We start from the raw sequence: 26,219 nt of genomic DNA on the forward strand, positions 1-26,219 counted from the left end.
CGGACATGTTCGAGAATTTACCCAATTCTTGCGCTCAGTTAAAGCGTAGGTGTATACCCTACGGCACTGCACTAGCCCTTCCTCAAAGATGGTTATTTGAGCGCTAGTTGGTTTTAGTTTAATCTCGTAAATTAAAGTAAACATTTGCTAGGGCGTTAGCCATGTATCTAACACTCATTATACTACACTATTTATTGAGTGTTATCAGGATAGATTAAACTCGCAACTAAATTTGCTTTGCTGAACGCAACGCGAAAGTTTCATCCCCTGGTTGAAACACAGGGGCTTTCACCATCGCTATCCTGTAACGACGCGATCGCACTTTTATCTGGGGTGTCATCTGGGAAAAAGGGGGTAAAATTCTCAGGGGTAATGTGAGGTAAACCCGTGATGATAAAGATCATCAGCGAGAGTAGGGTAACGGAAACGATAATTAGGTTAGTTAGGTTAGAACGGCGAATTCCCCCTAAGACAATTAGCGTCAAGATAACCACTGTAACCAGCGCCATGGGGACTAACCATTGATTCGCATCCAGACGCAACGCATTTAACAAATAACCCGCAAACCCCAAAGCCGCCGTCGCCGCTGATGCTGTTTTCGCTAAGAGGAACATCCAACCGGCAGTAAAGCCCAGCCAAGGGGTAAGATAGCGATACCCATATTCATAAGTCCCGCCACTAACGGAATGATTCGCCGCGAGTTGGGCGCTACTTAACCCATTACAGGCGGCGAGTAAAGCTGCGATCGCGACGGCTAAGATTACCGCTGTTCCAGCGACTCCGGCGGCGATACCAATACTGACAAATACCCCGGTTCCCACCATCGAACCCAGTCCGACTAGGATAGCACCCCGGACATCCAATTCTCGTTTCAGCGAGGGTGGCGCGTTGGATTTTGGCATAGAGACACTCCCCTGAGTCATCATTATGCTGCTTATCGTACCAAGTATGATGGGGTAGAATTTCGTGTCGAGTGATCTACGATACAGGCGACAAGAAATTGAGGGAATTTTGGCTTAATGGCACTGAAAAGCGTGCATTTTGGTATCGCCGAAATCCTTAATATACTGTAGGGTGGGCAATGCCCACCAGCCTGAATTCAGTGCAATAAAATTAGCGCGATCGCTCTCTTTTTTACCTAGATTCAGGTTATGATAGTAAGGTGGCTACTGTGACTACTTGTGAACTTAAGTCTTTGAATGTTTAGTCTTTATCTGGTGCGGCTACCTTAAAGCTTACTTTAATATCAGAGTGGCAAACATTCTTAAAAGCAGCTTGAATATTTGGTAGTTTCTCTTCAACTAATTTTAACAAAGTTTTGGTATGAATTCCTATGCAAGCAACCTTGCCATCAAAGGATATTAAATGACACTGCTGTCTAAGTAGTTCACGACATTCACCTCCTCTTGAATTAAAATACAAACTAAGACATGATTTTTATAGGCTTCTTCAGGACTAATTGACCATTGAACTGTATCAATACTGCCATACCGTGATTTAACTTGAATGCCAACATCCGGTGCACAAGTCAGCGTAAAATCAACTTTACCGTCACCACCTAACCGTTGTTCATAGTCAATCTCAGTCACCCAATCACCTAAACGCGCTTTAACAACTTCCTCAGCTAGTTTTCCCTTCAGGTTGTTAATAAAGACATCACGAACGGAAGAATTGCGTTTATACTTTTCCGCCATCTGCCAACAAAAGTCTCTTAGCTGTGTCAATCTCTCACCGGAGATAACCGTTAACTCGCTGTGCTGTCCTTCTACATCACAATGCAGCAGATGTCCAGATTTCAGCCGTTGAATAAAATCGGTTTGTTGCGATCGCAGTAAAGTAATCCAGTCCATGATCCGTTTGAAGGTAATGGTTTTCTAGCTATTATCTCTAGGTTTCAGTAGTTTTATACTATTTGGCTCATCAAAGTTTTCATGGTTATCCATAGTGTCTAAAATCGCTTCCTGTTCCTTTAACGACTCAATATTGTTGCTCAACTCCACTGTGTTTCTAGATACTCGATTGAACGATAACCAAACTACGGTCGTAGTGAAACTAGCTCCTATAATCACCGCTAATGGTAAAATAACACCATTTTCAGTCATCGAAACTAATGGAATGCAAATCCCTAGCATTCCCGTGGCAAATCCCCAGATAATGGCAGTGGCGGCAAGTTTAAATCCTGCTCCTTCAGTTTGACGTATCATGAGTATTTTTCACTAAGGTGTTGCTCCAAGTTTCTAAAAGTCTAGACCCATTTACCCATAACTGGACTTGTGCTAGACAAAACCAGGTCATCCTTTAACCTGAGAAAGCTCTGTTCTACTCTTGTTTTGGTGTATTACAGTGGGATATCCTGGAAAATATCGACATCGCGAATTCGACAACAGATATCAAACCTGCGTAGGCAGGTTTCGTTTGTGTAGCTGCGGTTTTAACCGCCAAGCTATCTTATTTTTTCTCCACCAGCCTACGCACCAATGTTGCTAATTGTTCCGCACTATCCGTTACCGCTAACGATGCAGCTTTTTCTGCCATTTGCTGGAGAATTTCCGGAGATTTGAGCAAATAGGACACCTTACTTTCGAGTAATTCGGGGGTGAGTTCAGATTGAGGAAAAACAAGAGCCGCTCCCTTTTGGGCAAAACTAGCGGCATTAAAGCTTTGGTGATCTTCTGCGGCGTAAGGATAAGGAATTAAAATAGCCGGTGTCCCCGTTATCGCCAGTTCCGTTAACGAACCTGCACCCGCCCGACTAATGGCTAAATTCGCCCGTTGTAGTAGGGCTGCCATGTTGTTATAAAAAGGCATTTCGATATAGTGGGGATGCTCTAAAGTGGAAGCGTCTGGATCTTTCTCGCCGGTTAAATGTACCATCCAAGCGCCCAATTCAAACCAAGTCTTGGCGCATTGACGCACGAGTTGATTCACACTAACCGCTCCTTGGGAACCGCCAACTACGACGATTAAAGGCACATTTTCGGGAATCGGTAAATCTAAGGGCTGAGGCTTCCTAAAATCAGCCCGAACGGGTGTACCCACGGTGACAGTATGGGCTTTGGGTAAATACTTCGAGGCGGCGTCAAATCCTAGCGCCACCTGATTACACAAGGGACTCAGCCAGCGGGTGACTTTTCCGGGAATGGCGTTGGATTCGTGTAAAATAACAGGCAATCCCTGTAAACGTGCCGCGACGATCGCAGGTCCTGCAATATAACCGCCTGTGGTAAACAGAGCATCAAATTGCCGGGTTTGGATGAGTCGCTGCACCTGTCGAATAGAACCCACGAGGCGTCCAAAAATGCGAACTGTATTTAGTCCCAAGGGTTTCTGAAAGCCTTCGACAGGAATCTTGTGCAGGGGATAGTGTTGGGGAATCACCGATTGTTCCACACGGTTCGGCACGCCCAGCCACTCAATTTGGTACTCTGGTAACTGTTGAGCTAGCGCCAGCGCCGGAAATAAATGTCCTCCTGTGCCACTGGCAGCAATCAATAAGCGAATTGGAGTGTCAGCCAAGGTCGTTGTTCCTCCTAAAGGCGACTATTCTGTCGAGTTAAAATCGAGAATTGGTAGTAAAGCAAGCGAATATACCATTTTATCTGTCCAATTGGAAGCCAATTTCTTTATTAAACTATTTCCTACGATGCCCCTAATGCACCATCCGGTCAATTTATTTCGTCGCGTTTCCCGTTCCTTGAGTGTCCTTTTCACGGGATATAGAAAACCTCTCTCCATCCCCCCTTGCCCCCCTTTGAAAGGGGGGTTAGAGAGCGGCTTTGAATTCTCCCCAGGGTGTGAAAAGTCAGGTTCCTTGAGTGCGAAAACCAAGGCGTATTCCCTGAATGGGTCAATGATTTTGTTCTTGGCGGTGGGTTTAACTGTGGGATGGGCAACCGCGACAAAAGCAGAAGATCCAGCAACCGCCCCACCTCAGCTAAAAGAACTCCTGGCGCAAATCGATGCAGCAGCAAATCGCCAAGATGTGCAGGGTGTGATGCAGTTCTATAGCCAGGATTTTAAACATTCTGATGGCTTGACTCATGTCCAGATGGAGGAAGCCCTGAAGCAACTGTGGGAACGCTATCCCCAATTGATGTATCGCACCGAGTTACAGTCTTGGGAAAATCAAGGCGATGGTATGGTGGCGGAAACAGTAACCACCGTAACCGGAACTCAGCCAAACGGCGGTACGATGATTAAACTCGAATCCACGTTGCGATCGCGCCAACGCTACGAAAACCAAAAAATCGTTTCCTCGGAAATTTTGGCAGAACGTTCCCAACTCACCTCTGGCGTCAATCCCCCTAACCTGCAAGTGATTCTACCGGAACAGGTGCGTATTGGTCAGTCGTTTAACTTTGATGTGATCGTCCAAGAACCCCTAGGAGATAACCTGCTATTGGGAACAGCCTTAGAAGAACCGATCAGTCGCGATCGCTACAGCCAACCCAGTGACTTTGAATTGGATTTACTATCCGCAGGCGGCATCTTTAAAGTGGGACGAGCGCCCTTAAACCCCCAGGATCGCTGGATTTCAGCCGTATTGATTCGGGGTGATGGGATGACTATGATTACTCGACGCTTGAATGTTGTTGATCGGTGATTTGTCAGTTATCAGTGAACAGTGAACAGTGAACAGTTAACTGGTAAGGTAGAGTTTTGAGTGAACTTACTCATCTTCCCCATCTCCCCCATCTGCCTCATCTGCTCCCCCTGCTCCTGATAACTGATCTAACTTTTCACGGGAAGTCTAGAAACCTGAGTCGGGGCGGGTTTAGTCACATCCCTTGTGCAACCGAAAAGATAGTAGTGAAACCCGCCCCTACAGACGTTCTGATCGCCCTTTACTCAATCCCCTGTGTCAGAACATATTTCTTTCAAGTTATGGGCTTTTCTTAACAGGCTTCCAACCAATTTTCCGGAGTAAAGCTAGATCAAAAGCCTGATTAAAATATAGTTTTACCTATTTAATCAAAAATTAGTTGATAATCTTCACCCGATTGGGTGAACTGACAGGGGGAAGTCAGGTGATACGAGATTAAGCTACAAAAGGCTAAACATATCAAACCGATGGATGTCGCGATCGCGTCTTGTATCAGAGGCTATTTTTGCGATATTTAGCCTAATCTGCGGAACTTTTCTTGCAGCAATGAGTCGATAGGCGGGTAGAGAAGAAAAGCTGTTCAATGAGGAAGTTTAGCCTTCTCCATTGGCTTCTGTTCTCTAGGTAATGTGACATTTTTTTGACAAGACAAGCAAAATTTTAGTGGCGTGGCACACCTAATTTGAGGGATGACGCTTACACCCGCAAACTTAGGATGAATGGCACTGAAATAAACAGTGTGAGATCACCAAAACCTTTGATATACCGTAGGGTGGGCAATGCCCACCAGCCTTAATTCAGTGACATTCAACTTACGATCGCAATACTTTGCGCCCGATTTAACCTCAAATTTTGGGCATAAATTCATGACCTTGATTTCTGGTTTAGCCAATTCTTAATCCTGTAAATTTGAACCTATAGATTAGCACTCCTTTCACCAATGGCACCAATGAACAAGCTAAAAAATAAAAACCTACAGCCATATTTTTCTCCTTTACTAGGATTCTTACTCGTTTCTCTAGTGGGACTCAATGCTTGCGGACAACCTGCCAATCAGAGTGAGTTTTCCACTCTAATATCCCAAACTGAAACTGAGTTATCCGAAACTGAGTTATCCGAAGCTGAGTTACCCAAAACTAACTTATCCCAAGCTGAATCACCTGAACGCCGTTCAGAGGTGAAACAATCCCCAGACGCGGCTGAATCTCGCGTTCAACGCCAAGTTAAAGTCTTTTTTCCAGTCGCCAGATCTCAAGATTTCACTAACACTAAATCCGTTTGGCGAACCACATCCAGTCCAGGGGTTGCCCAATTCGCGATCGCCCAACTTCTCGCAGGTCCCACCTCCTCAGAAAAACAGCAGGGACTCGCCGCCGTTCCCCCTCTGAGTGGCAATTCTAACTGTGGTCAAGATTTTACTGTTTCTATCAATGATGGCGTTGCTCAATTGCAATTTTGTAAAAGAATGATTCACGGTGGTATTGGTGATTCAGCGCGAACGAAAAGCGCAATTGAGGCAACTCTTAAACAATTTTCGACGGTTAGCTATGTCAGAATCCTCGACCAAAATGGGAACTGTTTAGGTGATGAAAGTGGAGAGAATATTTGCCTGGGTAAAGGACCTAATCCTGAGAAGCTAACTCCTATATCCCAAATTGCGATCAATGGCGTTGGACCTGTCATGTTAGGAATGACTGTTCGCGAAGCTTCCCAGGCTGCGGGTATTGATTTAGTCCCCTTAAGTTCCAATCCTAATCCTGTTTGTGCTAGTTATAAGCCCACTAAAACTCCAGAAGGACTGGGTGATACGACGTTTATGGTGAGAAATGGACGTATTGCCCGAATTGATATTGGAGATTCTCGCCCTAGAACTGTCAGTGGTGCAAGGGTTGGCGATACAGAAAACCAGGTTAAATCTCTTTATGGAGGACGGCTTCAGGTGAATCCCTTACCCTATTCAGAACAGGGTCATTTCCTGACATTTGTCCCTCAAAGTCAAAAAGACCAAAATTTGCGCCTGAAGTTTGCCACGGATGGAACGAAGGTGACCAAAATTATTATCGGTCAACTCCCAGAAGTGGATTATCTCGAAGGCTGTCTAGATGTTGTACCGGGTGGAATTTAATCAAAGAGACTGGGCGAGGAGGAAGTCACAGCTACACAAACAAAGTCCGCCTGCGCGGACTGGGTTATAACGGAGGTGGTTAACCCGGATTAGGTATGAGCGCTTATCCGAACAGTATTGAGTCTTAATCTTTATGGCAACAGTATTATATTATTTTTGTTAGGTTTCGTTCCTCGACCCAACCTACTTATTTGGCTATTAAATGTCAACATCTCTGTTTATTTTGATCGCAAGCGTAAGGGGACATTATGAGGATAGATTTTGATCAAGAGACTGAAGCCGTCTATTTCCGACTTAAGGATTCAATAATTGTTGAGTCTGAAGAAATCAGCCCCGGCATTGTTTATGACTTTGACGAAAATGATACCATTGTGGGCATTGAGATTTTAAATCTAAGTCAAAAAAACCCCGACTCGATCAAAAATGTGAATTTTCCTTTCACCCAGGAGGAAAAAAAGCTTTTAAGAGATGTTTTAGGTTGGCTTACCCTGGTTTAAACCACAACAGGCGGGAGTCGGTGCAAAAAGCGAAATAAATTATTAAATTAGCGACTCAAAAAGACGGCGAGTCTAGAGGTGAAGGTGCGTTACGCTACCCTACCCTTCGGGAACGCTTCGCGATCGCTCTCCCCACGATGGCGGCGTGGCACAGCTAAAATGGTGGAATAGATTTGTTTTGTAGTGAGGGAACCTTAGCCCTCTAAAGCTAGGCGTTAAAGCACTAAGGTGCTTACTACAAACAAAGCCCTTTTTTAGCGTGCGGTAAAAGGGCGCACGTCGGTGCGCCCCTACGATTCTAATCCACCACGCCATATTTTATCCAAGAATAGATTTGAGCCGAAAATACCCAATCTGGCAGGCTGAATAATCGCATTCATTCAAATAATCCAACGGATGCCATTCATTATGGCTAATCGATTCAAAATAGCTGCCATCTTGCCGCGCAATCTCCGGCTCTATATTCGTTACATCGGCATAGTACATATAACACATTTCATTGGTTTGAGACCCCCCAATATACTTCCCCAAGGGCAGAACCTGAACCGAAAATCCCGCTTCTTCATCCACCTCTCTAACCGCCGCTTCCTCTGGCGATTCCCCTGCATCGATACCCCCAGTAATGGGACAAGGATAGAGTCGATGTTCTTGATTAATATCGGGAATATCGATACAAAGCGGCTGCTGTCTAATCAGAACCTCATATCCTCCGTTGTTACTCTGACTTTTTCTGATCAGAAATATCGCCACTGAATCTCGTCCCTTTCGTTCTAGGTAGTGATAGCCCCTAGCCGTTTCCTTAACCGTAATCCAATCGGTGCGAAAAATAATTTTCTCTTTACTCATCATTTGTAATGCTCGTTAATAGGCTTATTAATATTGTTTTACAACGCATCCAAGAAACTACCACAGTCGGGGCGGGTTTAGTCACATCCCTTGTGCAACCAAAAAGATAGTTGTGATACCAAGTTGCATTCAAAGATATAACTTTCCCTTTCCCTTCCCCTGCTCCCCCTGCTCCCCCTGCTCCCCCTGCTCCCCCTGCTCCCCCTGCTTCCCCTGATTCCAGACGCGCCATGGTACGTCTGGAACATTACATCCGTTGCATCATCAAAAAAAAGGACAGCGTATGCTAACGCTGCCCTAAACATTATTACAGACTGGAAAATTAAATGATCGCAGCCATCTTAACGTCGTTTTCGGCTAAGAGTTCTTGCAGTTCCTCAGCATCTACGGTTTCTTTCTCAATCAGCATTGCAGATAATTTGTCCAGGATGTGTTTGTTATTCACCAAGACATCTTTAGCACGATGATATGCTTCATCCACCAACTTACGCACCTCTTCATCAATCGTTGCGGCGGTGGTGTCGGAGAAATCCCGATCTGAGGCAATGTCCCGTCCTAAGAACATATTGCCATTTTGCCGTCCTAGGGCGACAGGACCGAGGCGATCGCTCATCCCAAAGCGCATGATCATTTGCCGTGCGACGCGAGCAACTTGTTGTAAGTCGTTAGAAGCACCGGTGGTCACTTCTTCTTCACCGAAGATAATTTCCTCAGCGATTCGACCCCCCAAAGCTACCGCCATTTGATTTTGCAGGTAGGAACGGGAATACAACCCAGAATCCATGCGGTCTTCACTTGGGGTAAACCAGGTTAATCCACCTGCCCGACCGCGTGGGATAATACTAATTTTCTGCACTGGGTCATAATCGGGCATTAACGCACCGACCAAGGCGTGACCGGCTTCATGATACGCCACTAACCGCTTGCGCTTCTCGCTCATCACCCGATCTTTCTTCTCAGGTCCTGCCAATACCCGGTCAATGGCGTCATTTACCTCATCCATGGAAATTTCGGTGAGGTTGCGCCGTGCGGCTAAAATTGCGGCTTCGTTAAGCAGGTTTGATAAATCGGCACCCGTGAAGCCGGGAGTCCGACGGGCAATTTTCTCTAAGTCTACATCCTTGGCTAAGGTCTTGCCGCGAGCATGAACGTTGAGAATTTCCAAACGTCCGGCGTAGTCGGGGCGATCCACGACAACCTGACGGTCAAAACGACCTGGGCGCAGTAATGCTGAATCGAGAACATCAGGACGGTTGGTGGCGGCAATAATAATAATACCCGTATTGCCTTCAAACCCATCCATCTCAGTCAATAACTGGTTCAGGGTTTGCTCCCGCTCATCGTTACCGCCGCCTAAGCCAGCACCGCGTTGACGACCTACGGCGTCAATTTCATCGATAAATACGATACAGGGAGCATTATTCTTGGCTTGCTCAAATAAGTCGCGGACACGAGAAGCACCCACACCTACGAACATTTCCACGAACTCAGAACCGGAAATGGAGAAGAAAGGTACGCCAGCTTCCCCAGCAACAGCACGAGCTAAAAGGGTTTTACCCGTTCCCGGAGGACCAACAAGCAGAACCCCTTTAGGAATTTTTGCACCAATGGCGGTGAAGCGATCCGCGTTTTTCAGGAAGTCAACCACTTCGTTGAGTTCCAGCTTGGCTTGTTCAATACCCGCGACATCGCCAAAGGTCACCTGGGTTTGCGGTTCCATCTGAACTCTGGCTTTGGATTTGCCGAAGTTCATCGCTTGAGAACCAGGACCATTTTGCGCCCGCCGCAGTAAGAAAAATAAACCGACCAGAAGCAGGATGGGGAAGAAGAGTCCGCTCAGGGTTCTGAACCAAAAACCATCATCACTCTGAGGTCGAACTTTAATATCTACGTTATTTTGGGTGAGAATACTGATTAGTTCTGGATCGTTAGGCAGGTTGACCAGGTACTGGGAACCGTCTTGAGAGGTTACCATTGCCTGAGTGCGGTCAGAACTGAGTTGAACGATCTCGACCTTCTTGCTGTTAACGTTATCAATGAACTGGTCGTATCTCCAGGTTTCCCGGGTTTGGGATGGTTGGTCTAAAAATGCTGTTGCCAAGGCGATGACTACTATCGCTAGTAGTGCATAAAGCCCCGCATTTCTCCATTTTTTATTCACTACTGATTTCCTCCTAAGACTTAGGATGTGATGTGATGACGTCGAATCGGCTGATTATATTAACTAATGTTAACGTCTATCAGAATATTTGGCGAAGTTGGTTTGGTCAAAAGCAGGGAATGAGCTAATTTTCTATTGATGTGGTATAATAAGAGGCTGTAATTATTTTTTAGACTCCACAAATAAACACTGCAACGGTGCTAAAACACCAGAAAGAGAGCGATACTCAAAGGGCTGATCTGACGTCAGAACGGTGTGAATGGGGATAATTTCCATGACACTATTGGTATACGCGATCGCGTCGAACTCCTGTACCCGTTCCTGATTCCAGGGAAATTGCCGAATTTCTAATCCTTGCTGTTCGAGCCAATTAATAAGTTGCGATCGCGCCACTCCCGGTAATATCCCCACATCAATCGGCGGTGTCCACCAGCAATCGTCTTTGGCGCCCCAAAGATTCCCCGTACTCGTTTCTAACCAATTCCCTTGATCATCTACTAATATAGCCTCCTGAGCGCCGAGTTGTTGTGCCTTTTGCAGCGCTAGCCATCCCCCCAGATAGTTCCCGGTTTTATAGGTAGGTAAGGAACGGCGCAAGTGGGGCGCTGCGGCTAACCAGGCGATGACACCATGGTGTTGGCGTTCGCTTAAATCGGCGGGTAGAGGACGCCCAGTAATCCATTCTCGCCCATCCGGGAAAATCACGATTCTCAGAACCTCAAATGAGGGGAGTAATTGTTCTGCACCGTGGCGGATTCTCTCCCAGTCAGGGAATTGCCAACCAAAAACCTGCAAACTGCGACGTAAACGCGCACAATGGGCGTCCCAATTGGTTAAGGGGTGGGAGAGGGAGTGGTGGTAAACGCGCAGGGTGGTAAAGGTTGTCGCACCGTAAATCAAGCCCGGATCATTAATCGCGAGTTCGATGCGATCGCCGAGAATAAGTTTACCGTTATACCAATAACCGACTTGGGACATAAGAAAAAAGTTCGTAGTACGCTCCAATCAGACAAGATTTTTCCCGATCACGTCTGAACACAATGAATTAGCCCTGCTTAAAGGGGGTACTACAGGGGGGTGGATATAGCTTAACATCATGGATAATTAGTATCACCATAAAAGCCATCATCCTTGCCCGTCTTATGATTCAAGTCAAAGAAAAACAACCCGATGGACCCAAAGCCCCCCCATGGTGGCAGAAGATTCAGTGGATTACTAATCCTCTGGATTACATGGATGCAGCAGGACAACGGTATGGTGATATTTTCAATGCCCCTGTTCTTGGCAATCATTCCTGTCTATTGTTTGTCAGTCATCCCCAAGCCCTACAACAGATTTTTACCAATGATACCAAGCAATTTACAGCTCCTCCGAATAGACTTTTACAGCCAATTGTCGGAGATCATTCGATATTTGTACTAGAAGGCGATCGCCATCGTCGGGAACGTAAACTTTTAATGCCACCGTTCCACGGAGAACGCATCCGAACTTACGGGACACTTATCTGTGATCTAACCGAGAAGGTAATGCGGCAGTTGCGTCCGGGTCAAACCTTTATTGCTCGTTCCTTGGTTCAGAAAATCTCCCTAGAGCTTATCTTAAATGCTGTTTTTGGTATTCATGATCCAGAGCGTTTTGGTCAACTGAATGCGCTAATTTCTACTCTGATGGATCAATTTAAATCTCCCTTCACATCAGGATTACTCTTTTTCCCAGCCCTACAGAAAGATTGGACGCCTTGGGGTTCCCTCCGTCGCTTACAGCAGCAAATTGCTCAACTAATCTATGCGGAAATTAGAGAGCGCCGTCAACAGAAAGACTCTTCTGGTTCAGACATTCTCACCCTGCTGTTATCGGCGCAGGATGAAGAAGGAAAACCAATGACCGATGAAGAATTGCATGATGAGTTGTTCACTCTATTACTAGCCGGTCACGAAACTACAGCCACCGCGATCGCATGGGCGCTGTATTGGGTTTATCGATCACCTGACGTGCAAAAGAAGCTATTGCAAGAATTGGATTCTCTCGGTCAAGAAGCAGATCCTCTGGATATTGCTCGTCTACCTTATCTCACAGCCGTGTGCCATGAAACGTTGCGGATTTATCCTGTGGCTGTCTTAACTGTACCTAGAACCGTGAAAGAACCCGTTGAACTGATGGGATATCAGCTACAACCTGGAACCCAAGTTTATGGCTGTATTTATCTCACCCATCATCGCCAGGATTTATATCCCCAATCTGATAAATTTAAACCAGAACGCTTTTTAGAACGCAAGTTTTCTCCCTATGAGTTTTTCCCCTTCGGTGGTGGAACACGGCGCTGTATTGGTGAAGCTTTGGCATTATTTGAGATGAAATTAGTCCTTGCCAAAATCGTCTCTCAGTATCAGCTAACTCTGGCACAACAGCAACCTGAGCGTCCTCAGCGACGGGGTGCAACCTTAGCGCCTAGCACAGGTGTAAGGTTAATTATGCAATCTGGGAGATAGGGGAGCAGGGGGCGGGTTTAGGGATTAAAATTGATTGTTTATCCTAGCTGGATTGCGAAAATCGCCCTAATAATTCGTATGGGATTTTAAGAAAATGAATTCTATTTTAACCTCTATAAAACAGCGAAATAATGATTGGTTGATTGCTTTGAATAATAATCAATTCAATGAATTAAACCAGGAAATATTTGATCAATTTTATCAATTAGATCGAGTTGAAACAGTTCCTAAGATTATTCTGGCTGAATCTAACTCTTACCGATTCCTTGCTGCATTTATCGCCGCTGTTGCTGCCGATTGTTCAGTATTTTTAGGCAATCCCAACTGGACACCACAGGAATGGCAGTATGTTTTAGCATTAGTCCAACCCGATTTAATTTGGGGAGATTTGTCAAGAGTCATTCCTCAAGAGTCATTCGTCAAAAATAACGGACAATGGATAATGGAGAAGGAAGCTACAATGGGTGTCACTGAATTGGGCGTTTGTAGTCAGCGCTTTAGCGTTGATGGCACTAAAGTGCCTACTCCGAACCCTAAAATAATGATTCCCACAGGAGGTTCCTCTGGTAAGATTCACTTTGCCATGCACACCTGGGATACCTTAATGGCGTCGGTGCGAGGGTTTCATCAGTATTTTGACCAGAAGCCTGTGAACTCATTCTGCGTCTTGCCGGTGTATCATGTCAGTGGGTTGATGCAATTTCTGCGATCGCTAACCACGGGAGGACGATTTGCTAGTCTACCCTTTAAAGACGTGGTGGCGGGAAAAGGACGAGATATTGACCCCAGAGATTTTTTTATTTCCCTCGTTCCCACTCAGCTACAACGATTACTCCGGGTGAATGCAGCGAGTTGGTTATCCCAGTTTCGCACGGTTTTGTTAGGTGGTGCGCCAGCGTGGGAGTCTCTCTTAACTGAGGCGAGACAACAGGATATTCGTTTAGCGCCAACCTATGGAATGACGGAAACGGCGTCTCAAGTGGTTACCCTGAAACCGGATGCATTTCTGGCGGGGAATAATAGCTGCGGTCAAGTTCTCCCTCACGCTAAAGTTACAATTCGCAGTACAACTGGGGAAGTTTTGGGGACGAATCAAATAGGGATTGTAACGATTGAAGCAGAATCTTTGGCTTTGGGTTACTATTCCTCAGGAGATCAGGGAAAATTCCCCCATTACCAATCACCAATTGAGGAAGAAAAAGCATTATGTATGAATGCAACGCCTGATAAAATCTCAACGCTGCAATCTGATGATTTGGGATTTTTTGATGATCAGGGGTATTTAAATATTGTCGGACGACACAGCCATAAAATTATTAGTGGGGGTGAAAATATATTCCCAATAGAAGTTGAAGCGGCTATTTTAGCTACCGAATTAGTGAGTGATGTTTGTGTGATTGGCGTACCAGATGAATATTGGGGGCAAGCGGTTACAGCGGTTTACGTCCCTCGTTTATCAGAGGTTTCTGTGGATGTTTTAAAAGCGGCGCTGATTAATCGATTAAATCGGTTTAAGCAGCCTAAATATTGGGTTTCTATTGGAAAATTACCCCGTAATGAGCAAGGAAAAGTGAATTATGAATTTGTTAAAAAAATAGCTTTAGCAAAACTTACACAGTAGGGCTGTGTACTGAAGTTTAGACTACGGGAAATTAACCCAGCTATAAGCAGCCGCGTATTTGTATGGATAATAACTTTGTAGGGGCGGGTTTCACAACTTAATTTTATTCTTGACCCTAATATGACTAAACCCGCCCGTCTCAATCATGAAATAAATGGGGTGAACTACCAATAAACTACGCAGATATCCAATATAGAGTAAGCCCAAGCTTTTGGCATTCCCCTGTGAAGTCTCCAAGTCCACATTCCCATAGGGGTCAGCGGTGGGAAGTTCAGGCGCTAGCTTGTTCCAACACCTGGGAGGAGTTTCGGACTAACTGAAGATAAAGGTCACTAAGTTGATGCGCGACACCATCCCAGCAAAACTTTTCCTCCACCCGCTGTCTTGCCCTTTGACCCAATTGATTGCGCCAGTCGGGGTGAGACAGAATCCGGTCTATTGCTTCAGCAAAAGCTACCTCATCTTTAGGCGATGCCAGTAATCCGGTTTCTTCGGGTACGACAGTAAACTGCAACCCACCGACATCACTGGCAATAACTGGTGTACTACAAGCCATAGCTTCAATTGCCACTAGACCAAAGGGTTCATAGTGACTGGGAACAACGCAGACATCAGCAGCCGTATAGTAAACTGATAGAAGTTCATCGCTAATGCGTCCGGTAAATGTGGTAATATCCCTCATCCCCAGTTCATCAACGATTGCCTCAATCCGTTCTCGCTCAATCCCGTCACTTTGACCCGGACGAGATCCCCCGCCAATAATCAGTTTTACCTGTGGATAATGGCGTATCTGGGAGCAACCTACAGCGCGAACTAGCGTTTCTATGCCTTTGCGCGGATCAAAGCGTCCCACATAAAAGATGATTTTGTCGTCAGGATTCCATCCTAATTGTTGTCGTGCTTGAGTGCGGTCAATCGCCCCAAAGCGTTGAATATCTGTGCCACAGGGAATAATCTCAATATTACCCTTACTCGAAACCAGCGATCGCATCTGGTCTTTTTCCTGGGGAGACGTAGCCACAGTGCGTTCGGCTGTCTCTAACACCGCTTTTTCCACTTCCAAGCGAGTACCAGCAATCATGGGGATCGCTTCTACTGACTGGTACTTTACCGCACCTAGAGAATGGTAGGTATGAACTTGGGGAATGGATTGCCGTTTTTTCCACTGCATCCCCACCCAAGCAGAAATCCAATAGTTGGTATGCACCAGGGAATAGCGAATACCTTCCCACTCCTGAAACCTCAGCAGATTATCTAAGAACTCGCTGGTATAGCCAAAGATCTTATCCCGTGGGACAAATGCATCTGGACCCCCTTTCAAACGAATAGTCCGACACCGTGGACTATGTTCTACAATTGTCAGATCATCAGCACTAGCTTTTCGGGTAAACATATCAACGTGCCATCCAAGGTGGGCAAGAGCTTCACCCAGATGGCGCACGTAAACATTCTGTCCACCCGCTTCTTCCTTGCCAATTTCTACAGCGGGGTCGCCATGAACTGAGATGAGAGCAATATGCTGTCTACGTTTACTGTTCATAAGTTGGTCTAATCCTCGATTTCAACAAGGGTTAAGGCGGATTAAGCGTTTGACTCTTGTGCAGCTTTTCCCTGGGTTCGTGTTTTTTGCGAGAAAACCTTAAACGCTTAGGGATTTGTCCGTATCAGTCTATAGGATGGTAAATGCTATGAACCCTTAACTTGCGATAAACAAAGGGGGAACCTACCCTTGAGTGGGAATACTTGCACCACATATCCTTCCCTTCTACTTTTCAAGAGAAAGAATTAAGTAACTGAAACGACCCCGGATTGGGCTGGTAATTCCCTACTATAGGGCTTGAGAAAGAATCTCTTTCAGGTTATGGAGGGCTTTACCAGACTACACCACATATCATACGAAACCTCATCGTTGTTGTATTACAGCTTAAAGGTGCAGACTTAGCAAAAGCTGATGAAAAGAGCTGAGTTTTACTCGTTTGAGAAGAGTATAGCTTCTAAACCCTAAAGTTGCAATATGTAAAAAAAAAATTAGTTATATGAAGATATCGCCAATGCTTCACCCGTACAGCAGCGTAAAGAGCAATGTCCGTGAAGTTTTTGTGACAGACGTAGTATGCTACGTCTCTACTCAGGGTATTTCACCGCAACCTGGTAGGGTAGGTAATTTCCCGCCTCCACTAGACAAAAAGGGATTCTAATCTGCTATGATAGTCAGGGTCATCTTGGAGAGGTGGCTGAGTGGTCGAAAGCGGCAGATTGCTAATCTGTTGATAGGTACGTAAGGCCTATCCGAGGGTTCGAATCCCTCCCTCTCCGTTCAATCAACTCCTTCGGTAGAACCAAGCCATTAGATTCACCGTTCACTATACTGGCGCAGCCATAAGCCTGCTTGTGGTAGGTGCACAACATGTTCCAGACGGTGGTTCATGACGACATGACAAATGACGAATGACGAACTAACTAAAGCAAGGCTTTGAGTAATGCCTGAAGCTTGAGTTGGATTTCTGCGAGTTCCTTGTCTGGCTTAGAACCAGCAACAATTCCCGCTCCCGCGTAGAGTCGAGCGCGGTAGGTGTTATCCTGAGTTGCAGAAAGTGGGTTGTTGTCGATTAATGCTGAACGAATACCGACGATGAATTCACAATTGCCTTGATAATCTATCCAACCCAATGGGGCTGCATATAGGGAGCGGTCAAAAGTTTCGTAGCGGCGGATCTGTTCTTGCACAATCTGGGTAGGGACACCTGCTACAGCAGGGGTAGGATGAAGTTGGGCGACAATATCTAGGGGATGGACATTGGTCAAAAGTTGTGCCTGAATCGGTGTCCACAAATGCTGAATGTTGGAGAGTTTGAGCAGTTGGGGAGCTGGTAAACATTGGGGGATGAGTCCCAACTCAGATAAACGTTGAGTGATAAAATCTAGCACAAATTGGTGTTCGCGCTGCTCTTTTTCAGAACCAAGCAAGCGATTGCCAAAATCAGCGTCTTCAGCGGCTGTCCTTCCACGGGGTGCTGATCCAGCTAAGGCATCGGTGATTAATAAACGATCACGAATACTAATTAAGCGTTCAGGACTAGCACCGAGAAAGTTCTGTCCTTTACCATTACTAGCTGAAAAGATATAGCAATCAGGATGGCGTTGGCGCAGATTATCTAGGGAGTTAACGACATTAAAGGGCTGGTGCGAAAAAATATCAATGGCGTTAGCGAGAACAATTTTTCTAAATTGATTTGCCTGAATTGATTCTAAGGCTGATACAACGGCTGACTTAAAGGATTCAGCATTGATTGAGTTTGAATTTATTAATTGTGAATAATTAATGCTTGTCCGAAAACGAGGTTGATGTTCTGATTCTTTAATTTCAGCAATCTGATTGTATATTTCTTTCAGGAGTAATTTTAGGTTAACTTGAGGGTCAACTTTAACATTAGCAACTAATGTATAGCGGTTTTTCCGACAAGCCACTTGCCAGCGAGGAAGAAAAATGGTAGCTGATGAAAACCGAGAATCTTTGCTTAAAGGAAAAAATGTAAAAAAGCAAAAAAAGTGAGGTCTGGCAAAAGAGATATTTTTTTGTCGTTCAGTCCAAATCCAAATGTCTTTTAGATAATTATAGATGACGGTCTTGGCGTGTTGAAACCGATTAACTCCTTCAAGTTCAGCATAGATAGTCGCATCAACAGCAAGAATGGCTTCATTCTCACTTCTTTTTTCTAAGTAAAACTGAAATTTTTGAGTTCCACCGATAATCTGGAGTACAGTCAGTGGATCGACCGTGGGAATTTCCACAGAAATACTGGCAATTTGAGTGCAGCCTTTCTCGAGAGATGCCTGCTGACAAGCAACAAGGAACTGGTATAGCTCCTTGTGGTTTGGCAAGCGATCGGTATGAGATGTTGACACTCCCTCACTAAAAGACGAGGGATTCTTCCTTTCTGCCCAATCGCACAAATTATGAGCCAATGTTCCACATCCCCTTAAAGGCTTTCTCTAACCGCTTGAGTGTTTGTTGTAGCACTTGCGATTGTACTTTTCTCAGTTCAGGATTAAATTTTTTCGCTTGAGTCAATGCTACGGCTTGACTGTTATACTTTAGTGCGGGGACATCAGCCGGGATAATATATTCATACAGAATTGAGCAAACGTTAATCGGAGTTTTACGCGAGTTTACCCAATCTTTACGCTCTCTAAGGGCATAGTTGTAGACCTGACGACATTGCTCTAGCCCGTCCTGAAAGATGGCTACCTGAGCGCTAGTTGGTTTTACTTTGAACTTGTAAATCAGATTAAACATTTGCAAGGATACCTGCAATATCGGTATTATCTTAGCATATTGTTACCTGTTGCCTAAGCCCGGAAAAATTGGAATGAAATTGCCTGATGATCCGAAGTTGCCGTTTTTTGTGCAAACGCTGCAACTCATCGCTCAGCCGCTTAAATTTCTCGACACCTGTACTCAGCGTTATGGAGATACCTTTACCCTCCGCTTACTGGGCACGAACTCCCCACCTGTAGTCTTTTTCAGCCACCCCCAGGCAATTCAATCCATATTTACCACTGAGTCTGACAAATTTGAGTGGGTTGACAATCCCCCGGTTGAAAACGCGGGGGATTCTTCGTTCATCCAATCACCTTCACGACTGACGCGATCGCGGATTGGCAGTCCAGCTCATCTGTTCGCCTTCGGGACTACATGTCATAAATTTCCCTCCAGGTCATATTAGGAGTGGTGTTTGGTCTTAACTCTGGCGCTCGGTATGACAGGCTTAAACAACTCATTGAGCCATTCTTGAACGATATCACCTCCCCCTTGAACTCGATCCATTTTTTCTGGACACCGTTGCAGCAAGATTGGGGTCAGTGGAGTCCCTGGGGTAAGTTTGTGCGACAACGGCAGCAAATTGATGATTTAATTTATGAGGAGATTACCCAACGTCGCACTCAACCTGAGGGAGACGATATCCTCTCTCTGCTCATTTCTACCCGTGATCAAACAGGTCAACCGATGACCGATATCCAGTTACCGGAAGCTTGGGTCAAAAGCATCCCCCTAGAAGGGGGACTTTTTATTAGTGTGCTAGGATATCCCTATCAACACCTGTACTTGGCATGAAATCTAGGTATCAGTACCGAATCTACCCTACACCTGGTCAAAGTCAATCGTTGGCACAATTGTTTGGGTGTGTTCGAGTAGTCTGGAATGATGCCTTAGCCCTGTGCCAGCAATCTGATCAGCTCCCCAAAACCACCGAGTTGCAAAAGGTTTGTATCACCAAAGCGAAAAAGACCCAAGCAAGGGGATGGTTAGGGGTAGTGTCGGCTATTCCTCTCCAGCAATCCATTGCCGCTCTGGGGGTAGCCTTCAAAAACTTTTTCCAGTCCCGGTCAGGCAAACGCAAGGGTAGAAAAGTTAACCCACCAAGGTTTAAGCGGAAAACCAACCGCCAATCCGCCCGGTTTACCAGGGGCGGGTTCAGTATTAAAAACAACAAGGTTTATTTAGCCAAGATTGGGAAGGTTAAAACCCAATGGTCACGTCCTCTCCCCTCTGAACCCAGTTCAGTTACGGTAATCAAGGATTGTGCAGGCAGATACTTCCTTAGCTTTGTGGTGGAGGTAGAGCCAGAAATCAACCCACCCAAGAACCCATCAATCGGGATCGATTTAGGGTTGAAAACCTTTGCGTGCTGTAGTAACCGGGAAAAAGTTAATAGCCCGGACTATTCCCACCTGTACCGGAAACTGAAACGACATCAGCGGCGGCTATCTAAACGGCAACGGGGTAGCAAACGGTATCACCGGATGCGGGCTAAGGTTGCCAAAGTGCAGGCAAGGATCAGGGACAAGCGCAAGGACTTCCTGCATAAATTGTCTACTAAGGTGGTCAACGAAAACCAAGTGATCGCCTTAGAGGACTTAAACGTTAGCGGTATGCTAAGAAACCGCAGGTTATCACGGGCAATATCTCAGGCTGGATGGTATAAATTCCGGTCAATGTGTGAGTGCAAAGCTAACAAGCACAATCGAGATTTTCGGGTCATTAGCCGATGGGAACCTACCAGTCAGGTTTGCTCTGAATGTGGATACCGATGGGGGAAGCTAGACCTATCGGTTAGGACAATTGTCTGTGTTAACTGCGGGGTGGAACACGATCGCGATGATAACGCATCGGCAAACATAGAAAGAGTCGGGGTAGGGCATACCCACGACATTAAATGGACAGGGAGCGCGTGTAAGACCCCGCCAGAGGCAGTGTGTGATGAACTGTCAACCCAACAAGAGTCTAGGCAGTCATTTCTTGACGGGCTGACTGGAAAGGAATCACCGTCCTTGTAGGGCGGTGAGGATGTCAAGAGACCAGTTAATCACTTTGTTGCTGCTGGGTCATGAAACCACAGCTTCCGCTTTAGCATGGGCTTTTTACTGCCTGCATCGTCAGCCGTCATGCCTAGAGCAATTAAGACGAGAGTTAGACAACTTGGGTGATCATCCTGAACCTGAAGCGATCGCGCAACTCCCCTATCTTACGGCGGTCTGTAAAGAAGCGCTACGACTGTACCCCATTGCCTTAATTGCTCAGCCGCGTCAGGTGAAAGAATCCGTGCGGATACAAGGTTATGAATTAGAGCCAACAGCGATCGCGCGCGGTGCTTTGTATTTATTTAACCCACCGCCGTCAGGATGTCTATCCCGAACCTGACCTATTCTGTACGACCGTGGCGACGAGGGATTACCATTGTTCCCTCTGATGCTTGTCCCATGGTCGTAAAGACCTAGCGTCATCTTCACTCATCTAAAGAAAAAGTAATAAGTTATCAGTAATACGTTGTAAAATAAGATACCTTTTTGATCCGATTTCTAGACCCAAAAAGGGGAAGCCAGGATTTGATTGCTAATTGGATCAGCGCTAGTCTACTGGATATCTAACTTGCTATCATGACCACAAAGTTCATTGCTCATTCCCAAAATAAGTTATGGTTAGCGGCGCTTAAACCACCGATGTATAGCGTGGCTATCATTCCCATCTGGATCGGCACGGCTGTAGCATACCGGGAAACTCATGTCATTCACTTGGGCATATTTGGCACATTTTTACTGTCAGCTATTTTAATTATTGCTTGGCTTAACCTTAGCAACGATGTGTTTGATGCCGAGACAGGGATTGATCGCAATAAACCCCATTCACTGGTGAATTTAACCGGAAATAAATCTCTGATTTTTGGGTTGAGTAATCTATTTTTAGCTGTAGGTATCCTGGGCATCATCGCGATCGCGTGGTGGCAACGGGACCCGACGGTGATTGGTATCGTCTTGCTTTGCTGCGCTTTGGGGTATAGTTACCAAGGTCCGCCCTTCCGACTGGGTTATCAAGGGTTAGGCGAGATTATCTGCTTTTTTACTTTCGGTCCCATGGCGGTGGCGGCTGCTTACTACTCTCAAGCCCAAACCTTCTCGTCAATGGGGTTAGCTGCTTCAATGATTATTGGCATTAGTACCTCGATTATTTTATTTTGCTCCCATTTCCACCAAGTCGAGGACGATATAGCCGCCGGGAAGCGATCGCCGATTGTTGTCTTGGGAACTCAACGCGGTGCTAAATTACTCCCTTGGTTAAGTGGCAGCATTGTTGCCCTGACAGGTTTGTTTATTGTTTTGGGGATGTTTCCGATTTGGACAGGATTGATCCTTGTGAGTTTACCCTTTGCCCTTGAGTTAGTGCAGTATGTTGGCTGCTATCACGATCAACCGGAAAAAGTCAGCAATTGTAAATTTATCGCCGTTAAGCTGCATTTTTGGAGTGGACTATTCTTGGGGTGGGGCTTTGTCCTGCCTAATCTATGGTATTGATGCCTTCCCTCTCACCTAGGTGTTAACTTAACCTGAAAGCAGGGGAGGCTAGGGAATAATTTTGACAGGTGAGTATTATTTCTTAATTCTCTACTAGGACAGAGGAAAGCTGCATTTTAAAATAAGGTATAAAAAATTAAATTAAACTATTTAAATGTTTGGAGCCATCTCCAGCGTTGAAGCTAGGCGTTTTTTGTTTACATTTATTTACAAAATTGCCGAGATAGATTTCCATCTCCTGAACGAGATTTGGGTGAGTTAGTGTTAACTCCTTGGAGGGAGGTAATGTTAAGTTCCAGAAGCATACAATTTAGTTAGTCGTCCATGATTCACTCACCTTAAGATTCAGAAGCGCTCTAAGCTGAGTGAAGTTCATGCACAAGTATTATGGTTTGTCAATAGTCACCAAGAGAGTCTCGAACAGACGCCGACTTTGAGTGCCAGACGACAGGCGGCTGAGGCTCATCCCCTTTAACCGAACCAAACCTGCAATTCCCAACTTAAATAAGGGCAAGGATTAAGGTTGAATGCAATTATTTTCAGCCAATTTACTTCGTCCTTATTCCTAAACTCATCTTTAACAAAGGATTCAATCATGCAACTTATGGATACGGCAAAACCCCACGAAAATACCACTAAAAAGATAGAATATTGGTGGCAAACTCCTGTACTCAATCGTCGGGCATGGACGTGGGAAGATGCTCGTAATGTGAAACACCAAGGCGAGTGGTGGCAGAATGCGGTTATTTATCAGATTTCCCCACAGAGTTTTAAAGACAGTGATGGCAATGGTGTAGGTGACTTGAATGGCATTATTGAACAACTCGATTACATTGCCTCTTTAGGTGTCGATGCCATCTGGCTGTGTCCAATTTATGAATCCCCGATGGAAGATTTTGGCTATGACATTACCGATATGCGGGATATCGACCCGCTTTTTGGCTCTCTAGAGGATTTTAAACGACTTTTGGCTGTGGCTCACTCCATGGGATTGAAAGTGATGCTAGATCAAGTTTGGAGTCATACCTCTGATAAGCATCCCTGGTTTCTAGAAAGTCGGCAAAATAAAAATAATCCTAAAGCAGACTGGTATATTTGGGCAGATCCTAAGCCCGATGGTTCGCCCCCCAACAACTGGTTATCCGCATTTATGGGTCACAGTGCTTGGCAATGGGGACCGGAACGTAAACAATTTTATATGTATAATTTCTTAGAAAGCCAACCTGACCTGAACTGGCACAATCCAGATGTGGTTGACGCGATTTTGGTACGGGCAAAATTCTGGTTGGAGTTAGGAATTGATGGTTTCCGCATCGATGCGCCTAACTTTTTCATGCACGACGCCCAATTGCGAGATAACCCCGTTCGTCCAGAAGATGCGTCTTTACCTGATGGTGTCGCCCCCGATAATCCTGTGGTTCGGCAACTGTTTAAGTACAACTTCTGCCGTCGAGAAACCTTAGACGCCCTCAAACCTATCCGTGAGTTAATGAATCAGTATCCGGGTACGGTTAGTTTAGGCGAAGTTACGTTCTGTGAAGACTCCATTGCCCTTGCCAGTGAATTTGTTGCAGGTGATGAACGGTTGCACATGGCGTACCATAGCGGACTCCTCGTCGATGAACCCATCAGCGCTAAACTGATGCGCCAGATGATGGAAAAAGTGTTAAGTAACTTTACCCAAGGTGGTGATTGTTGGATTGTCGGCAATCATGATTATGGTCGCCTGCGATCGCGCTGGACTGGAAAGGATGCTCAGGGAAATCCTTATCCGGAAAAATTTTATCAGATGATTGCGGCACTGCTTCTATCCTTACCGGGCGCAATATGTCTCTATCAAGGCGATGAATTGGGTTTAACCGAGGCAAGAATCCCTGAAGATATTCCTGTAGAAGATATTAAAGATCCTTTTGGTCAAGCCCTTTATCCGGCAATTAAAGGACGAGACGGTTCGCGCACACCAATACCATGGCAAGGGGATGCCCCCCATGCCGGATTTACCACGGCGGAAGAACCCTGGCTACCTGTTCCCGAAAGTCATTATCAACGGGCGGTGAATCTGCAAAATAAAGATCCTAATTCACTCCTAAATACCTGGCGTCGTTTACTCCACTGGCGCAAAAAACAACCGGCATTAGAAGCAGGTAACTTGGAAATTCTGGATACGGAGGAACCGATTTTTGCCTTTATCCGGCAATATGCCGAACAGCGAATCCTTTGTATTTTCAATTTGAGTCACGAATCTGCCCGCTATGACTTGTCGGGATATCCAGGGTGTGAGGAAACTAAAGGATTAGGCTTTACCACCAATCGCCAGGGTAATACGATCGAAATTCCTGGCTATAGTGTCTTCTTTTGTAATATGCCCCTGAGCTGTGATTATCAACTCAAGTCGAATTAAGGGTAGCGTGTAGAGACGTTGCATGCAACGTCTCTACAAGGTTATGCCAAACCTTCCACAACCGGATGGAAGTAAAACGCTAATCCCAAAACCACATAAGCCGCAAGCAGCAAAATCCCCTCCAACCAGTTTGACTTACCGTCAGAACTAATGGAATTGGCGATTAACACCGCGACGGCTACCGCCACCAGTTCAAAGGGGTGAAAATCCAAATCCATTGGCTGATCCAAAAACCAACCCGCAATCACCAAGACAGGGGCAACAAATAGGGCAATTTGTAAACTTGATCCCACCGCCACCGACACCGACAAATCCATCTTGTTTTTCATCGCCACTGTCACCGCTGTGGCATGTTCTGCGGCATTACCAATAATGGGTAATAGAATCACGCCTGTAAATAGGGCAGTTAATCCTAACTGGGAGGTGGCTTCCTCTAAGGTATCCACCAATAGTTCAGACTCCAACGCCACCAGTAGGGTTACCCCAAGTAACACCCCAATCCACAACTTTAAATTCACCTTATGTTCCAGTTCCTCACTAGAAACGGCTTCCCCCTCTTGTGACTCAATATCCACCATACCCACATCAAAAAGATAGCTGTGAGTTTTCATGGAAAACAGTAAGGTGAGGGCGTACACCACGATCAACACCCCAGCAACGGCAACCGATAATCCTTGTAACGTTTCTTCATCAATTCCAGGCGTCGTGGCATCCATCGCCGTCGGTAGTAGCATGGCAATGACAGCCAAATTCATTGAGGAAGCATTCACCCGCGCCACAATCGGTTGAAAGTCCTGTTCCTTGAAACGCAACCCGCCCAACAGCATAGATAATCCCATGACTAGCAGCAAGTTGCCAATAATTGATCCCGTAATCGTGGCTTTGACCACATTGACTAAACCCGCATTTAGGGCAATGAGGGCAATAATCAGTTCTGTCGCATTGCCAAACGTGGCATTGAGCAACCCACCCAAGGTAGGTCCAGCCACAACCGCAATTTCTTCCGTCGCCTTTCCCATCCACGCCGCTAGGGGAATAATCGCCAGGCAGGAGGTAATGAAAACTATAGCTGATCCCCATTCCAGAAAATGTGCGGCAATGGAAATGGGGAGAAAAATTAACAACAGAGACAGAATCGTGTTTTTGTTCAGCATCTAAAAATAAGCAGATGGGCACAGATTAAAGTTAACGGTGAGGATTGTCATTTGTCATTCGTTGATTGTTGAGTGGGAAACATCTCTCCCCTGCTCACCATAGTTCCACATGTCTCTACAGGCTCTCCCCTACTCCCCTGCCCCCTACAGATCCCCAGCAAGAGATGCCATAATGGGCAAGAATTGCTATAGTGCGATTAACTTGTGTGAATTTATGGCAAGTTCTATTAAGTTTCATCGATTTTCAGTAAATATTGCGGTTGAATACAAGATTAAAGGCACAAATTGTTACAGGTTCATCCCCAAATGCAAGTTTAGCAACTTGTGCGAGTAAGCAACCCCGGTCTAAAGACACGGAGCTTCAGCTAATTAGCTGAGGTTATGCTTACCAGCCTAAGTGTCACGCGCACTACGTTATCGGCAAGAGTTAAAGACCTACCAGTAGATGCGATAGCCAGTCTACTGCTCTAG

22 protein-coding genes, 1 tRNA gene and 2 pseudogenes are annotated in these 26,219 nt (G+C 45.7%); 12 read left to right on the plus strand and 13 right to left on the minus strand.

Annotation, left to right across the window (positions count from 1 at the left end):
* The 6 genes and pseudogenes from RID09_RS08615 to murG all read right to left on the minus strand — a co-directional run.
* Positions 1-144 (minus strand): helix-turn-helix domain-containing protein (locus RID09_RS08615; RefSeq protein WP_446335555.1); only part of this gene is annotated, 144 nt, incomplete at its 3' end.
* Positions 145-326: 182 nt separating this feature from the next.
* Positions 327-902: pseudogene (locus tag RID09_RS08620) on the minus strand (APC family permease); the annotation flags it as partial.
* A 301-nt stretch (positions 903-1,203) separates the two neighbouring features.
* On the minus strand, positions 1,204-1,422 hold the full coding sequence (locus RID09_RS08625; protein ID WP_446335535.1) for a hypothetical protein: 219 nt from the start codon (positions 1,420-1,422) through the stop codon (positions 1,204-1,206).
* Positions 1,395-1,850: pseudogene (locus RID09_RS08630) on the minus strand (tetratricopeptide repeat protein); the annotation flags it as partial. The pseudogene RID09_RS08630 and the gene RID09_RS08625, both read right to left, overlap by 28 nt.
* Before the next feature lie 24 nt (positions 1,851-1,874).
* Positions 1,875-2,204 carry a hypothetical protein gene (locus RID09_RS08635; RefSeq protein ID WP_446335536.1) on the minus strand — a complete coding sequence of 110 codons (330 nt, stop codon included), beginning with the start codon at positions 2,202-2,204 and terminating at the stop codon, positions 1,875-1,877.
* A gap of 244 nt (positions 2,205-2,448) precedes the next feature.
* Positions 2,449-3,516 carry an undecaprenyldiphospho-muramoylpentapeptide beta-N-acetylglucosaminyltransferase gene (murG, locus tag RID09_RS08640; protein WP_446335537.1) on the minus strand — a complete coding sequence of 356 codons (1,068 nt, stop codon included), beginning with the start codon at positions 3,514-3,516 and terminating at the stop codon, positions 2,449-2,451.
* On the opposite strand from murG, the gene RID09_RS08645 reads away from it, so the two are divergent.
* The 3 genes from RID09_RS08645 (at position 3,506) to RID09_RS08655 (ending at position 7,225) form a co-directional block, all read left to right on the plus strand.
* Complete coding sequence (locus RID09_RS08645) at positions 3,506-4,603, plus strand: nuclear transport factor 2 family protein (protein ID WP_446335538.1); 1,098 nt, start codon at positions 3,506-3,508, stop codon at positions 4,601-4,603. The genes murG and RID09_RS08645 overlap by 11 nt on opposite strands.
* 949 nt (positions 4,604-5,552) lie before the next feature.
* Positions 5,553-6,728: a GerMN domain-containing protein gene (locus RID09_RS08650; protein ID WP_446335539.1), complete on the plus strand. Its 1,176-nt coding sequence runs from the start codon at positions 5,553-5,555 to the stop codon at positions 6,726-6,728.
* A gap of 248 nt (positions 6,729-6,976) precedes the next feature.
* Positions 6,977-7,225 carry a DUF2283 domain-containing protein gene (locus RID09_RS08655; protein ID WP_446335540.1) on the plus strand — a complete coding sequence of 83 codons (249 nt, stop codon included), beginning with the start codon at positions 6,977-6,979 and terminating at the stop codon, positions 7,223-7,225.
* 318 nt (positions 7,226-7,543) lie between these two features.
* On the opposite strand, the gene RID09_RS08660 is transcribed toward RID09_RS08655, so the two are convergent.
* From RID09_RS08660 to RID09_RS08670, 3 genes are all read right to left on the minus strand, one after another.
* The gene (locus tag RID09_RS08660) at positions 7,544-8,074 is read right to left on the minus strand and encodes an NUDIX hydrolase (RefSeq protein WP_446335541.1); all 531 of its coding nucleotides are present in this window, start codon (positions 8,072-8,074) and stop codon (positions 7,544-7,546) included.
* A gap of 319 nt (positions 8,075-8,393) precedes the next feature.
* Entirely contained in the window at positions 8,394-10,232 is a 1,839-nt protein-coding gene (gene ftsH3 / locus RID09_RS08665) for an ATP-dependent zinc metalloprotease FtsH3 (protein WP_446335542.1), read from the minus strand.
* Between the two features lie 162 nt (positions 10,233-10,394).
* On the minus strand, positions 10,395-11,210 hold the full coding sequence (locus tag RID09_RS08670; protein WP_446335543.1) for an aminotransferase class IV: 816 nt from the start codon (positions 11,208-11,210) through the stop codon (positions 10,395-10,397).
* A 164-nt stretch (positions 11,211-11,374) separates the two neighbouring features.
* Here RID09_RS08670 and RID09_RS08675 point away from each other — a divergent pair, with 164 nt between their 5' ends.
* Together RID09_RS08675 and RID09_RS08680 are read left to right on the plus strand one after the other, a co-directional pair.
* Positions 11,375-12,721 carry a cytochrome P450 gene (locus tag RID09_RS08675; RefSeq protein ID WP_446335544.1) on the plus strand — a complete coding sequence of 449 codons (1,347 nt, stop codon included), beginning with the start codon at positions 11,375-11,377 and terminating at the stop codon, positions 12,719-12,721.
* Positions 12,722-12,815: 94 nt separating this feature from the next.
* On the plus strand, positions 12,816-14,342 hold the full coding sequence (locus RID09_RS08680) for a 2-succinylbenzoate--CoA ligase (protein WP_446335545.1): 1,527 nt from the start codon (positions 12,816-12,818) through the stop codon (positions 14,340-14,342).
* A gap of 271 nt (positions 14,343-14,613) precedes the next feature.
* On the opposite strand, the gene RID09_RS08685 is transcribed toward RID09_RS08680, so the two are convergent.
* Positions 14,614-15,882, minus strand: coding sequence for a glycosyltransferase family 4 protein (locus tag RID09_RS08685; RefSeq protein WP_446335546.1), 1,269 nt, complete (start codon positions 15,880-15,882; stop codon positions 14,614-14,616).
* Between the two features lie 684 nt (positions 15,883-16,566).
* On the opposite strand from RID09_RS08685, the gene RID09_RS08690 reads away from it, so the two are divergent.
* Positions 16,567-16,658: transfer RNA gene (locus RID09_RS08690), tRNA-Ser, on the plus strand.
* 144 nt (positions 16,659-16,802) lie between these two features.
* On the opposite strand, the gene RID09_RS08695 is transcribed toward RID09_RS08690, so the two are convergent.
* The gene (locus tag RID09_RS08695; protein ID WP_446335547.1) at positions 16,803-18,248 is read right to left on the minus strand and encodes an isochorismate synthase; all 1,446 of its coding nucleotides are present in this window, start codon (positions 18,246-18,248) and stop codon (positions 16,803-16,805) included.
* Between the two features lie 49 nt (positions 18,249-18,297).
* On the minus strand, positions 18,298-18,639 hold the full coding sequence (locus RID09_RS08700) for a helix-turn-helix domain-containing protein (protein ID WP_446335548.1): 342 nt from the start codon (positions 18,637-18,639) through the stop codon (positions 18,298-18,300).
* 73 nt (positions 18,640-18,712) lie between these two features.
* On the opposite strand from RID09_RS08700, the gene RID09_RS08705 reads away from it, so the two are divergent.
* From RID09_RS08705 to RID09_RS08730, 6 genes are all read left to right on the plus strand, one after another.
* Positions 18,713-19,069 carry a cytochrome P450 gene (locus RID09_RS08705; protein ID WP_446335549.1) on the plus strand — a complete coding sequence of 119 codons (357 nt, stop codon included), beginning with the start codon at positions 18,713-18,715 and terminating at the stop codon, positions 19,067-19,069.
* 5 nt (positions 19,070-19,074) lie between these two features.
* On the plus strand, positions 19,075-19,458 hold the full coding sequence (locus tag RID09_RS08710) for a hypothetical protein (RefSeq protein WP_446335550.1): 384 nt from the start codon (positions 19,075-19,077) through the stop codon (positions 19,456-19,458).
* Positions 19,455-20,681 (plus strand): RNA-guided endonuclease InsQ/TnpB family protein, encoded by a 1,227-nt coding sequence (locus tag RID09_RS08715; protein ID WP_446335551.1) that lies wholly within the window; start codon positions 19,455-19,457, stop codon positions 20,679-20,681. The genes RID09_RS08710 and RID09_RS08715 overlap by 4 nt, the downstream gene beginning before the upstream one ends.
* 10 nt (positions 20,682-20,691) lie before the next feature.
* Positions 20,692-21,045 (plus strand): cytochrome P450, encoded by a 354-nt coding sequence (locus RID09_RS08720; RefSeq protein ID WP_446335552.1) that lies wholly within the window; start codon positions 20,692-20,694, stop codon positions 21,043-21,045.
* A gap of 236 nt (positions 21,046-21,281) precedes the next feature.
* The gene (gene menA, locus RID09_RS08725) at positions 21,282-22,193 is read left to right on the plus strand and encodes a 2-carboxy-1,4-naphthoquinone phytyltransferase (RefSeq protein WP_446335553.1); all 912 of its coding nucleotides are present in this window, start codon (positions 21,282-21,284) and stop codon (positions 22,191-22,193) included.
* A gap of 604 nt (positions 22,194-22,797) precedes the next feature.
* Complete coding sequence (locus tag RID09_RS08730) at positions 22,798-24,594, plus strand: alpha-glucosidase family protein (RefSeq protein ID WP_446335556.1); 1,797 nt, start codon at positions 22,798-22,800, stop codon at positions 24,592-24,594.
* A gap of 41 nt (positions 24,595-24,635) precedes the next feature.
* On the opposite strand, the gene cax is transcribed toward RID09_RS08730, so the two are convergent.
* On the minus strand, positions 24,636-25,748 hold the full coding sequence (gene cax, locus RID09_RS08735) for a calcium/proton exchanger (protein WP_446335554.1): 1,113 nt from the start codon (positions 25,746-25,748) through the stop codon (positions 24,636-24,638).
* Positions 25,749-26,219 lie beyond the last annotated feature (471 nt).

This window comes from Coleofasciculus sp. G1-WW12-02, assembly GCF_040219735.1.
Lineage (GTDB): Bacteria > Cyanobacteriota > Cyanobacteriia > Cyanobacteriales > Coleofasciculaceae > Coleofasciculus.